This window comes from Mycoplasma todarodis, assembly GCF_004335995.1.
GTDB classification, from domain to species: domain Bacteria; phylum Bacillota_I; class Bacilli_A; order Mycoplasmatales; family Metamycoplasmataceae; genus Mycoplasma_K; species Mycoplasma_K todarodis.
Window position 1 is genome coordinate 25,583 of record NZ_PSZP01000002.1, and the last position, 13,517, is coordinate 39,099.

Genomic DNA, 13,517 nt, shown 5'->3' on the forward strand with positions numbered 1-13,517 from the left:
CCACATTTTTAATGGCATTTTTCCTTATTTTTTGTTGAATCCACATAAAAAAGTTTTTAAATCACATTTTATGACAATAAAACAATACCCAACTAAATAATGCATAAGGATCTCAATTATTAAATAGAACTTTTTAGGATAAAAAGATAATTACGAGAGTTGGTCTCTGTTATTTTAATTTAAAGTTATAAAGAAAAAACTTGCTTTAATCAATTACGTAAGGTAGATAAAACTAATCATGAACATTAAATAATTTAAAAATAAAACAATACCTCGATGGGTATTGTTTGGTTGTTCTAATTTTGAATTTTGGTTTTAATTAATCCATTAATTCCTAATCCGTCAATAGCAATGTAATTAACTGATGGAAAAGTATCGAACTTTTGATTTAATTCTTTATGTTTGGCATTACTTTATTTATAGGATTTATAAAATTCTCAAATAAATTTCCACTTGTGATTTTTGTTGCTTTTTTAGCCTTAAAGCTTTTTAATGTTCTTTTTAAATTAAGTTTAAGGAAATGAGAACCATAAAGAGCACTTGCATCATCTGCTAAATAACCAGATAAAGATGTCGCATTAGGAACGATGATGTGCTCAATGGGCATGCTTGAATAGTGATCAAATATATTGGTAAGTCCATATGTATAACGTTTTTCATTGGTTCTTGTTAATTCATGAAGGTTTCAGTTTCCTTCGTATTCATCTATGAAAGTTTTTGTTTTCTTGTCGTATCAAACTTCATAGGTATCACCTATACGCTCATATCCGTTGTGAATCATTTCCTTCTCATGAGCCCTATTTTCAGCTTGTTTCTTTTCAGCTTCAGCTCTTCGTTGATTATCTCACTCAACATTCTTTTTGACTTCGGCATCACTAATGTGTTGAATTGTTAATTTTATAGATTTTGAAGTTGGGTTAGTGGCACCTTTTGTAACTAATGTTATTTCTATAGTGATTAAACCAGTAGAATCTCCTGTGGTGATAAGTGATATTGTCATAAATGAAGCATCGAAGTCATCATTTAATGATCATTGAACATTAATTTTTTCTTCTAAATCAATTAAGGAATCGATCTTGATTTCTGATGCTTTTTTCAAGGTATCCAGTTCAATATTTTTATTTGGATCGTTTATAAAATCTTCAACTTTCTTTTTAAGGTTCTTATAGACTGAATCTTGTAAATAATCTCTTTCTTCTGCTAAGTTTGCTTTTTCTTTTGCAATACGTTCTTTTTCAGCTTTTTGTTCAGCTTCCTTGGCTTTTCTTTCTTTTTCTTCTTTGATTTTTCTTAGTTCAGCAGCATGCTTTTTATTTTCTTGTCTTTGCTTTTCTCGTTTTAATTGTTCTTTTTCCGATGAGTTATTGTCACCACATGATATAGCGATCATAGGTGTTGCTACAACAACTGATGCAAGTACTCCCATAGAAATTTTTTTGGCTTTTTTCATTCTTCTCCCTTGGATTCTCTTTCGAATCTTTATTAACAAAATTTTATCACACAATGGAGCACGATTAATTCTTTGGGGTAATTGAAGGTTGGGTGAACATTGTGAAAAACAAAAAACGGGATTCCCGTTTTTAATTATCTAAATTTATATTCAGCTTCTTTTTTCATGTTTGCATTATTTTGTTTATCTTTATCAATGTCAAAGATATCTTTGATCATAGAAGTTGCATCAACATTCTCTTCTTTGGCTTTGGTTTTAAAAATATCTAATTTAGCAAAACCAAGGTGAGATTGAATCATGTCTTCTCTTACTTTAATTAGTTTCATTCATGCATCTTTTGCTTTTGCTTTTTCTAATACTTGATAAGAGTCTTCTATTTCTTGATAAGTTTCACTTAAGTCATAACGATCTGAATTTTCAACTGTTCATAAAGATTGGTCAATATCTCTCTTTATGTTATCCAGTTCCGCTTTTCGTATGTTCATTTTAGTTGCATATGTTACGTATTGTGTAAACTCTAAACGACTCTTGAACTCCTTGGTAACATCTATTTTTTGTTTTATAGTTGTTCCATCTTTCTTTTTGAAAGTTAATTCATATTTAAAAGAATTAATAGAGTTAAATAGATTTGGCATAATATCTTCAACTAATTGCCTAACAGATAATCCAAGGTTATCTAAATTATCTAGATCATTTTTATACTCTTCAATTAACTTTGCTCCTTCGGAAGGATTGTCCAATATAATGAATGCATTCTTAAGGGTGGTTGTCTCTAATTTGTTGTAAATGAAATCGTATTCATTTGTACCGTAGTCCATCATGATTTTTTCATTCTTTTGATTTAAGTTAATTGGAATAACTACATCTCCCTTTTTATTTGATGGGTGTTTTTCAATTTTGGCATTTCAAAACAAACCTTTAATTAATTTGTGTGTAGAATTCTTGATGTTTGTTTCAACTTTCTTTGTTTTATCTTCATTGCTATCACCACAAGAAACAACAGTTACTAATGGTGCAACCGTTGTTGTTAAAAGTGTTAAAGCTCCAAAACCAATCTTTTTTGTTATTTTCATTTGCTTCTCCTTTGAATTTATAAAATTATACCCTTCAATGTTGAAGGTTTAATGTTATGTTTCTGAATTAGTTGGAATAAACACATTGGTTGATTTGTTTTTTTAAATAATAATTTTATTGCATAGTATTAAAATGTATATAATTCTAAAATACGAAGTAATAGCATAAAAAAATAAAAGGTAAAAATACAAAGGTAAACATGAGAAAAAAAGATATTATTGAAAATTTGACTCAAGAAAATAACAAATTAAAGAATAAGTTGATTGAAGTCGAAGAAAAGAATAAAGCGCTACAAAGTATTGTTGAAAATACAAATAACGATATTTTGGAAGAAGAAAAACAAAGTATACTTTCAGAAATTCAAAATATGGAAGAAATTTTAGAGGTTAAAAGAAGGGAAATGTCATTCATTGAAGGAATCAGTGATGATGTTGAATTTGGTATTTATAATCCGAAAGTTGATTTCATTCATAACAACTATATAGAAGAATGAGATAAACAAAGGAAAGACTTAAGCGTATTGTCAAAATCACAAGAAATTATTGTAATTAATACACCTATGAAATTGGGTGGAAATGAACGTAAAGGTATTAAATTACAAAAAGATTTAACTAAGTTGGGTATTATCCATTTAAACAATATTGCAAATATACAATTCAAAAGTACAACACAAGGTAATTACGAAAAGCAGTTAATCAAATTTGATAAAGAATTCGACAAGGTTAATAAAATATTATCTCCATTAAATGTTGAAATCTCAGAAGAGTTTAAGCTTGAAATACTTAACTCATTTAAAATGGTTATAAAAATGAATCTTCAAAAAGAAAATGACAGAGAAGAAGCAAGACAAGAAAGAGAAAGAATTCAAGAAGAGAAGAAAGTTCAACGTGAAATTGAACGAGAAAAAGAAAAAATCAACAAGGAAGTTGAAAAATACGAGTTGAGAATTGCTGAAATTTATAAACAAAGCTCAAAAGAATCTTCTGATAAGGATGCGGAGATTGAAGCTCTAAAACAAAAAATAGCAGAATTAAATAATGAAGAAGAGGAATTACAAGAACGTTTAGCGCAGACTGGTGCTGGATATGTGTACATAATTTCAAATATAGGGTCATTTGGTGAAGAGGTTTATAAAATAGGTGTAACTAGACGTCTTGAACCTGAAGTAAGGATTAGGGAGCTTTCATCAGCATCAGTTCCTTTCCCATTTGATAAACATGCATTAATCTGATCGGAACAAGCGTTTAAACTAGAAACTGCATTACATAAATACTTTACAAACGAACGTGTTAATAAAGTTAATACAAGAAAAGAATTCTTTAGAACATCGCTTGAAGACATTAAAATAGCAACAAATAAAATTACTGATACTTCAGTGAAATGAATTGATGAACCTGAAGCTATACAATATAGATTAACACTTGAAGAGGAGGTTGAATAATGAACTTTTTTGTAATTGCAATAATTCTCATAGTTATTTTTATTATTTTGAGTGGTGGAGTTTTTGGTTATATGCAATATGCTAAATCAAAAAGAATAAAAGAAAACACAGAAAGAATCCAAAAGTTAATAAATAAAGTTTATAAAGAGTTGTCTGATGAAGGTGTGAGTTCAATTAAAAAAGATAGCCTGGCAGAATACTTTTTACCGAAAAATGAAATACTATATGATGAAACGATTTTAACTATAAAAAAACACAAAATATTAGCAAGCGGTAACACAAAAACAACAATAGAAGGAAGTGGTAGATTACTTGTTAGTGATAAAGCATTGACAATTGAAACACTAGATTTAAAAAGCGGAAAAAGAAGATATCTATATAAAAACATTATGGAATATTTACCAAATATATTTCCAAGTGAATACGGTAATAGACTTGAATTCAACTACAACCAAAAAAATAGAATTGTAATCGAAGTTGATGAACAACAATTAAAAGTTATTGTTAAAGCATTTTTCTTAAAAAATAATCCTATGAAAGAAGAAACTTCAATTTCGTTTTAATGAATTTTTTAAACATTGATAAAACACAAATCATTTTAGGGGTTTTGTTCTTTATATTTTTATTTGCTTTGGCAGCTGTTGGTATTTATTGGAATTATAAAAAACAACAAGAAAGAATTAGACTTCAAAATGAAGAGGAACAAAGAAGAAAATTGGCTCTTCAAAAAAGAAAAGAAGATTTCGAATTCTTGATACAAGAAACAAAAAAAGAAATTGATCAAGAAGGTATAAATACCATTCAAAAAGATAATTATGACTCATTATTCTTACCAAAAAATGAAACTCTTTTATTTAAAACCAAAGGAACTTTCATAAAGAGAAAAATATTGGCAAGCGGAAGAGAAAAAACAACATTAGAAGGTGAAGGCGTTGTGTGAGTTACTAATAAAGCAATAGTTGTTGAAACTAATAATTTAATAAGTGGTAAAAGAAGATATCTATATAAAAACTTTTTAACTACAAAAGTAGAAACATTCGTAGATGAAAATAGATGTTTTGTAATATTTGAATATAATAATGATGATATTTGAATTGATGCCATTGAGGCTGAAGTTTTAAAGGCGATTCTTTTAGCTAACTACGTTATTGAAAATCCTATTGAGAATTCAAGCGCAATAACATTCTAAAATACTCAAAAGAGTATTTTTTATTTTATTAGAGTTAATTAAGCGCTCAAAAATAAAACATCCAATAATTTAACTAAACAAGATATAGAAATGGAATCTTAATTATTAAATAGAACAGAACTATTAAAGATAAAAAGATAAGTACAAGAGCAGTTTCTGTTACTTTAACCAAAAATAGAACTTAGATTTGGTAGTATTTTATACTCCGACTATTCTGCGTATTCCAGTAAAAAACATCATTTAATTAAATGATAGATGTTGCATACCGAATGAATGGAAAAAAGTAGATACACAAAAGCACCAGTTAAAGTTGGTGCTTTTGTGTATCTACTTTTAAATTTATCGCATCATTTGAGTGGTGTTCTATTTTGGAGGATTATTTTTTAATTATTAATAATCGAGATTTTACTTTATGAGTTGCGCCCTCTCAATTAAAATTAATGACATATTCAACATTATCACTAGCAAAATAATCAGTAACTTTAGAATTTAATAAGTCAAATTGCGCTTTTAATTTTCAAGACTCTCAAGGATTCTCTTCATTGATGAGTATTAAGAAAAACCTATTAGAAGCATCAAATCTCCCCGCTCCTTGTTCTTCATATAATCATTGCATTAATTCACTAGGATCCATTGAAACTTCTTTTGCTAACTTTTCCCTAAAATTTAAGATATCATTCATAATTTCAGTTCTTTTCTGGTTATTGTCTGAAATTAAGATTTTATCCCAAATTAACTGAACTACTTGTAAGGATTTTAAATTAGTTATATCCACTAGATTATTATTGTGTTTATTCCATTTTCTTAAAATTGATTCTTCTGATTTTAAACCCTTTTCTCTTCTCTTTTCATTTACAAATTTGTTGGGCAGCATTGTAACCTTTAAATCATAAGGTGTTTTATCAACAAAAAAATCTATTGATTTTATACGACCTATTGCCGGAGTTATAATTGGCTGAGTATTGAATATATTCTCAATAAAAATTGTTGTTCAATTATTATATCAAGATGATATTGCATAATTTTTTGCTTTTTCCTGTATTTCGACGAAATGTGATTCAAATTTTGAGAAGCTAGAATCTTTTTTGACAAAATTATTAACGATGTCTTTATCTAAATTGTTATCGAAGATACCTGATCATTGATAACTTTCTAATCTTCCTAAATCTTCCTTAAGTTTCTCAAGAGTTCAATCATTTAAATCAATACCTTTGTTAAATTGTTTTTCTATAAAATCATCTATTTCATTTTGTGAAATATCTGAAGAAAAAATTAATTGAGCTAATTCTCTTTGTCTTATTCCTTTTTTAACCTCAATCCTTTTGATATTTTGTATTAATGCCATCAAGTTTTGTTTTCTACTAAAAGATCTTATTTTGAGTCACCTATGCCCCAACTCAGTCTCATTGATTTCATTGAGTTTACTCTTTTTAAATAAAGATTCATATTCTTCGTATTTTTGGTTATAATTTTTTTTCATTCTATACCTCCGGGAATTTTTTTGTTCATCCAGGTAATTTTTGGATATTGTCCGGCAATTCCTGTTTTGTTTTTGAGAAGAATAAAATATAATCATATTTCATAGCTCCACTCCTATTTCTTTGGACTAAAGAATTAGATGAATAAATACACTTGGCACTTCCTAAAAAAAAGAATTTATTATTTTTTAAAAAATCCCACTCATTTTTATTTTTTGAATTGTAAAAGATTGTCAATATACCTCTTTCGGATAATTTTTTATAAGAAATTTCCATAAATTCATGCATATCCAAGTTAAAATTAGCTATTGTTTTCAGTCGCTCTTTTGAGGATGAAACTACTATCTCTTTGTTGAAATTGGGTTTAAAACCTAATATTGAATTCCAAAAATCAGATAATTCCAGATAAGGTATCCTATTCCCATGGGGTGGATCTGTGATAATTAAGTCAAGTGTGTTAGAACCAAGCTTTTTCATTTCATCAAGACAAGAACCCAACTTTAAATTAAGGGTATTTTGTGAATTTGTTTCCTTTTTTGTTTTCAAAATTTTATATAATTTTTTAATTTTTTTATCAAAAAGCTTTAAAACATTTATTTCAAAATGTTTTTTAGGGACTCATAATCCAATTGCTCAAGAACCCACTTGTTCAGCAAAAGTTCCATCCCCCTTTTTCTTATTTAATACAAAAACCATTTTAGACATTTGTCCAGATGAAGAAGTTAAACATAATTTTAATGCGCGCTTAATCTCTGGGTCATCAATCATGTTTATCTTGTTTAATAATGTTTCAATATTAATGAGAGCTCTATCAGAAAAAAGATGTTGATTTTTAAAGTGGGATCTCACATTAATTTTATTGTTGTTAAAAAAAGTGAAGTCTCTTAATTCAATGTTTTTCGCGATGTATTTTGTTGATTTTATAACATCATCTTTTGTAGGTTTGAAAATTCTTTTGTTTTTTCCTATACCAACTCAATATCTTAATAATTTATCATTTTCCCAAATAAAATGAGTTGCTAAACCATGGGACATTGTATATGTTGCGTTAATTTCTTTTTCAACTTCTTGCAATACGTAATTGGAATATTCTAAAAATTTTTCTGCTGCTGGCAAATTATTTAAGAAAGTAGCATATTCTATAGAAAAAGGATTTATATCATAGCCTATAAAATTTCGCTTTAAATCAATTGCGGTTTTACTAATGAGTCCTGCGCCCAAAAATGGATCAATAACTAAGTCATTTTCTTTGGTTAAATTTTTGATAAGAAATTCATTTAAATCCCTGGGTTTCTTTCCTCAATATTTATGGAAAGCATTTAATTTTTTATATGTTTCAAGTTTAGTATTCATAAAATAAATTATACACAAATGTCTTTGTTTCTAACTAGAACTTAGCTTAGTTTTTTTAATAAATATGAATGAAGCAATATTTTTACAAGGCTTCAAAATTAAGGGAATCACATATGCCAACCTTCAAGTAAGATGTATATATTTTTAACTTTGTCAAAAAGTGCATAAATTAGAAAAACTAGGAGTAAGAAAGTATTGAATTAATGCCTATGGCAATACCTAATATACAAGAAAATGTTATACCTCCTACGTCAACTAAAAAAGATATAGAAATAAGACCCAAATTAATAAAAAGAATTATTGAAAATAAGGAGATAAGTGTAAGAACAAATTGTTTCTACTTCAATAAATATTTTTCGATATTGATATACTGATAACACCAAAAAAATGACCAATGAGAATAAAAAGTTATTTTATAAAGCTCTGCTATATAATTACTTCATGGAAAAATACAATGAAAACGAACATGCTCTAGTTGATATAGATAGAGTATTGGAAAATAAACCAGAATATAAAAAGATGTTAAACAACTTACTAGGTATAGGAACTAGGGATAATGCGACTTTTACTTCAAGCAGAACAAATAATTTTGATCTTGAATCACTATTGACTGAAAGTGATTATAAAAAGGTTTTTGAAGGTAAGACTTTTACAGTGGAAATCAAAAGCATTAAAGATAATTTAACCATTCAAGCATTAGAAAAAACAACGAACTCGGAAGAGTTTATTGAGGTTGCTGACTCTCAAGGTGAATTAATCTCAATAGCTAACAGGAAATTATTGGAAAAAAATTTTGAAACCAATAAAGAAAAGCTTATTCTCAAAATTAAAAAAGCGAAAAACAAAAAGGTTGCAAAATGAAAACTATTCAGAAATAAATATTTAGATAAACAAGTTCAAGAGAACTCTTGACCTCTATATGTTGGATCAATGTTTGTTAAAGTAAGGACTTATTCTTCAAAAAATTATGCACCATTATTATTGAAGAAGGTTTCAATAGAAATAACACCGACTAATAAAATTCAAATCAAAGCAATGGATGATTTTGTTTACATAAATCAAAAGTTACTTTTCTTACTACAAAATGAGTATAAGTTTAGTCTTCCCAAATTGGATGAAGAGACAAAATATTCTTTAAAGGAAGCAAGTGACATATATAAAGAATCATTGAAAGATATCATTGAGGAAACTATAGAATTTCCAGGTAAATTTGAATTTTGCGCAAAAGGTGATGTTGTAAATCAAGATCTACAATATGCGCCGGGAATCCTTTTATCTATCCTCTCTCCCGCTGGTGGTGGACTTAGGGATAAGCTTTTACAATTAATTGCTGACGATCAATTGGATGAAATTCTAGATATAGATGAGTTAAAAGATTTTAAAAGTGAAGTTATGCAAAAGTTAGAAGAAGGAGAATCAATTTTTAGGATTAATCAAACTGATTTTTCACAAGAGAAAGCTATTGTTGGTTCCTTAAAAGAAAATTCAATTATATGAGGACCTCCCGGAACTGGTAAATCTCAAGTTATTTCCAACATCGTTGCTAACATACTTGCTAAAGACGAAAGTGCTTTAATTACTTCAGAGAAAAAGGCGGCATTAGATGTTATTCAATCACGTATGGGTAAATTATCTAAATTTATGTTCTTTGGTCTAACTGATAAGAATACAAATAAAGAATTATTCTATAAACCTTTCAAAGAGTTTGCGACTATAACAAGACAAGCAACCTATGTTGATGAAAAAGACTCTTCAACACTAATGAACAATGAATCGTGAAAAATGCTAAAACTTAAAAATCACCTAAAAGATGAAGATATCACAAGTATAAGCAAGGTTTGAAACGAATTATCAATAGAACAAAAAGAACCTGAATTATTAATTAAAAATCAAGATTTGATTCATAACAATAAGGACATCTTAATTGCGCTTGAACAAGGTAAAGATATTGAAGAAAATTTAAATCAAATGAAAATTAAGAAAAAAGGATTACTTTTTAAAAGATATAGTAAAAATGTTCGTGGAATTATCAAACTTTATAAACAATATAACTACAACGCAAATATTTTAAATGCTATAGCTAATGTTCAAAATATTGAAATATTAAATAACATAGATGAATACAAAATCATTGAAAAAGGTTATCAAAACTCTAGGAGTAATTTTAAATCTGATGAAGATTACTTAGAAGCTTTACTAGCGTATAAATTTAGAGAAAAAATGTTGATTCTTGAAAAAGAAAGTCCGGAAAAGAAAAAGGCGGTTAAATCATTCTTGAGAGCATGTGATTCAGCATGGAGCAGACCTTATAGATTTGTTAATAAACATAAGAACATTATTCATGAAATTTATAATGTATTTGTTTCAACACCTCAAACATTAGCATCTATCATCGACATGGACAGAAGGTATCACTATGCTATTTTTGATGAAGCATCTCAAATGCATGTTGAAAAAGGGATTCCATATATTTCAATGGCGGATATTTCTATCATTGCTGGTGATAACCAACAAATGCGTCCAACTAGTTGAATGGTAACGAGGGATAATTCTATTCAAGAAGAGGAAACTGAAGTAGATGCAGAATCAATCCTTGATTTAGCATATAGAAAAGGTTTAACATCTAGGGAATATATGTTGACTAAGAATTATCGTTCAAAATCATCCGATCTAATGATGTTCTCATCAAAAGAGTTTTATAAAGGTGAACTTGATGTTATCGATAACAAAGACTTTATTAATGAAGAATCTATTGAAGTTTATGATGTCAATGGTAAATGGGAAACAAGAGCGAATGAACTCGAAGCTAAAAGTGCTTTAAATTATTTATTAGAAGTTCAAGATGAATACAAATCAATCATTTTATTAACATTAAACTCATCACAAAAACAATTTGTTGAATCAATGATTTATAACGTTCCTGAATATTCTGAAATACCAGAACTTTTAAAAGAAGGTAAAGTTTATTTAAGAAACTTAGAAAATATACAAGGTGATGAAGCAGATCTTGTTATTGTTTCTGTAGCATATGACAAACACGCTAGACTAGGATCAACATACGTCGCAAGACCGGAAGGTAAGAATGCTTTAAATGTAGCTATTTCAAGAGCTGTTGAGAAGATGGTGGTATTCAAGTCTATTAAACCCGAAGAAGTCAATCTAAGCGGCAACAATGACTCCATGAGAATATTCAAAGAGTGATTGGTATATCTTGAACTTCAAAAGTCAAACAGAAGAACATATTTATTGGATTCAAATAAAGAATCAGAACAATTTGACTCAGAGTTTGAAGAAGATGTTTATGATTACTTAATTAACAACTTAGAGATTCCAAAAAGTTGTTTCATAGAAACTCAATTTTCTATTGGTTCTTATAAAGTTGACATAGTTATTAAAGATAGTGAAACTGGCGAATTCAAATTAGGCATTGAGGTTGATGGATATAGGTATCATTCTGGATTTGAAAAAATGACAAAAGATATCGAAAGACAAAGATTTATTGAAGCTAAGGGATACCCTATATATAGAATTACAGAATTGAACTGAAAAACAAGTAAAGATATAGAAGTAGAAAATATCAAAACTATAATCGTTAATATTCACTAATTAATTTAAATTTAATCCACGTGGTTGGAAATTGAAGTATTTATAATTTTATGAAATATGCACCAAAATTAAATGTGAATCAGCACCCTTTAAAAAGAGTGTTATAATTTATATACGATAAGTAAATTGAGGAATAAGGTAAAAATGGTTGAAGATAACAAAAACGAACGAAAATATTCAGGGAATAAACCATCAATAACTGACGATAAATTCGGAAGAGGAACGAACACAAACTAATTTTCATACAAGGCTTTTTGTCTTGTATTTTTATTTTTCAATTATACAAAGGAGGAAAAAATGGAATGTAAAAAATGCGAGAATACTAAATGTAAATATGTGGGTAAGAAAACTGCCAAGAAACAAAGAAAGGAAATTTGAGATATCTTAAAACAATTAAATAAAAAACTTAAAGAAAATAACAGGAAGGGATTCATGTCAAGACTTGTAGGTAGTTCAAGAAGAAATATGGTGTTTCGTCATGGTAATTCAATGTATGATACCGATATTCAATTAGAATTTTTAAGTCCAACTGCCAAAAAATTAGAACCGGAATTTAAAGATGAGTTGAATGAGATGATAAAAGAAATAATCCCTGAAACGTGAACAACTAAAATATCAACATCAGTTATAACTATAAATAAGTGCGACGATGAAGGTAAACTGGTGCATTTCTTTGATTTGGCAATATTGAGAAAAAAAGATGATACAAGACAAATCCTCAGGGGTAAATCTTCAGATAAAACTAAAGAAGATTATTTCAAATGGGAAGCATTATCTAAATACAATAAAGCTTACGACAAGTTTAAAGAGGCTTCTAAAGATCAAATACAAGAAATCAAACAAAGATACCTTGAAAGGAAATGTGAGAATAGAGGTGTAAAAAAAGATGATCTCAATCATAGATCATCATCTCAATTCTTTGTGGAAGTCGTTAATGAGGTTATGGATTAACTATTTTAATAGGTGGGAAAGGATATTTTCAAAAATTGCATCAAACTTCAGTTTATCAACTGAGGTTTTATTTGAAAGCTTTTTATAAGAATATTCTTGGTAATTAATAATGTATTTTCTTAATTTTGTAGAGTATGAACCTAATGTAATTTTATCCAATGAATAAATTATAGTTTTAAGACTTAAAGATTTATTATTTAAAATGAGTTTCTTATCTGAAAATAGAACATTGTTGTGTGAGATGTAATTTCTCAAGCAAACCATCTCATTCAAAATATTGGTCAACTCTTTTTTTGTCATTGCAAATTCGTCATCAGAAAAAATAAGTTCTATACGTTTTGGATCCATTAAACAAATCAAACCAACGAGAGTTCCGAACGTCATCTCATCTATGGTTGAATCAAGTGGTGCGCCCTTCTTTCTTTTTAATTTCCCTTGCACAAAATTCAAACTATTTTCTTTATATGTATATATTGAAAAATCATCAATATCTTCATAAATTTCTTTGGTTAATAACTCTTTGATGCCAATATTGTTGAATGTAAAATAATACTTTACTCAGGAAGATATTTGAATCTCTATTGGTTTTAAAATTTCTGATAATTGACGCCTAATCACTACATCAGCTTTATATAACTGTTCAACAAGTTCACAAGAAGTGTCTAGGTTACGTGATTTTAATCACTTGATGATGGAAATATATCTTGAACTGTGTTTATTTGAAAGATGGTAATTACTTATGCAATTTTCTTTCATTATTAAACCTTCATTTTGCATTTTTCTTATCTCTTGTTTGTATTGTTCTTCGGTTAACTTCATACATTAATTATAACAAGAGAAACAAACACTGAGTAACTCGCTATCTCAAATGCAATACAATGAGCGAAGTATTTTTTTTCGGGATGAAAAAGTATTGAATAAATCGCTAAAATGATGATTATAAAGTAACTTGAGGTGAATGTTGATCACCACACT

Annotated in this window: 10 protein-coding genes; 5 read left to right on the forward strand and 5 right to left on the reverse strand. The window is 28.0% G+C overall.

Translation table 4 applies throughout. From position 1 onward, the window contains the following. Nucleotides 1-388: 388 nt before the first annotated feature. Both C4B25_RS00400 and C4B25_RS00405 read right to left on the reverse strand, forming a co-directional pair. Nucleotides 389-1,450, reverse strand: coding sequence for a hypothetical protein (locus C4B25_RS00400; protein ID WP_131613096.1), 1,062 nt, complete (start codon nt 1,448-1,450; stop codon nt 389-391). A gap of 134 nt (nt 1,451-1,584) precedes the next feature. Next, a complete protein-coding gene (locus C4B25_RS00405) occupies nt 1,585-2,523 on the reverse strand; it encodes a hypothetical protein (protein WP_131613097.1) in 939 nt (312 codons plus the stop codon). A gap of 200 nt (nt 2,524-2,723) precedes the next feature. Here C4B25_RS00405 and C4B25_RS00410 point away from each other — a divergent pair, with 200 nt between their 5' ends. Genes C4B25_RS00410 through C4B25_RS00420 form a run of 3 tightly spaced genes read left to right on the forward strand, consistent with a single transcriptional unit; the run spans nt 2,724 to nt 5,154 of the window. Continuing rightward, on the forward strand, nt 2,724-3,965 hold the full coding sequence (locus tag C4B25_RS00410; protein ID WP_131613098.1) for a GIY-YIG nuclease family protein: 1,242 nt from the start codon (nt 2,724-2,726) through the stop codon (nt 3,963-3,965). Beyond that, on the forward strand, nt 3,965-4,528 hold the full coding sequence (locus C4B25_RS00415) for a hypothetical protein (RefSeq protein ID WP_131613099.1): 564 nt from the start codon (nt 3,965-3,967) through the stop codon (nt 4,526-4,528). Before C4B25_RS00410 ends, C4B25_RS00415 begins: the two co-directional genes overlap by 1 nt. Next, nucleotides 4,528-5,154: a hypothetical protein gene (locus tag C4B25_RS00420; RefSeq protein WP_131613100.1), complete on the forward strand. Its 627-nt coding sequence runs from the start codon at nt 4,528-4,530 to the stop codon at nt 5,152-5,154. The genes C4B25_RS00415 and C4B25_RS00420 overlap by 1 nt, the downstream gene beginning before the upstream one ends. 376 nt (nt 5,155-5,530) lie before the next feature. Here the strand turns inward: C4B25_RS00420 and C4B25_RS00425 are convergent, their stop codons facing one another. Beyond that, complete coding sequence (locus C4B25_RS00425; protein ID WP_131613101.1) at nt 5,531-6,634, reverse strand: hypothetical protein; 1,104 nt, start codon at nt 6,632-6,634, stop codon at nt 5,531-5,533. 1 nt (nt 6,635) lies between these two features. Continuing rightward, on the reverse strand, nt 6,636-7,985 hold the full coding sequence (locus tag C4B25_RS00430; protein ID WP_131613102.1) for a DNA methyltransferase: 1,350 nt from the start codon (nt 7,983-7,985) through the stop codon (nt 6,636-6,638). A gap of 441 nt (nt 7,986-8,426) precedes the next feature. On the opposite strand from C4B25_RS00430, the gene C4B25_RS00435 reads away from it, so the two are divergent. Next, entirely contained in the window at nt 8,427-11,591 is a 3,165-nt protein-coding gene (locus tag C4B25_RS00435; protein WP_168380649.1) for an AAA domain-containing protein, read from the forward strand. A gap of 297 nt (nt 11,592-11,888) precedes the next feature. Next, nucleotides 11,889-12,542: a hypothetical protein gene (locus tag C4B25_RS00440; RefSeq protein ID WP_131613104.1), complete on the forward strand. Its 654-nt coding sequence runs from the start codon at nt 11,889-11,891 to the stop codon at nt 12,540-12,542. Here the strand turns inward: C4B25_RS00440 and C4B25_RS00445 are convergent, their stop codons facing one another. Then, a complete protein-coding gene (locus tag C4B25_RS00445) occupies nt 12,543-13,361 on the reverse strand; it encodes an Abi family protein (RefSeq protein ID WP_131613105.1) in 819 nt (272 codons plus the stop codon). Between the last annotated feature and the right edge of the window lie 156 nt (nt 13,362-13,517).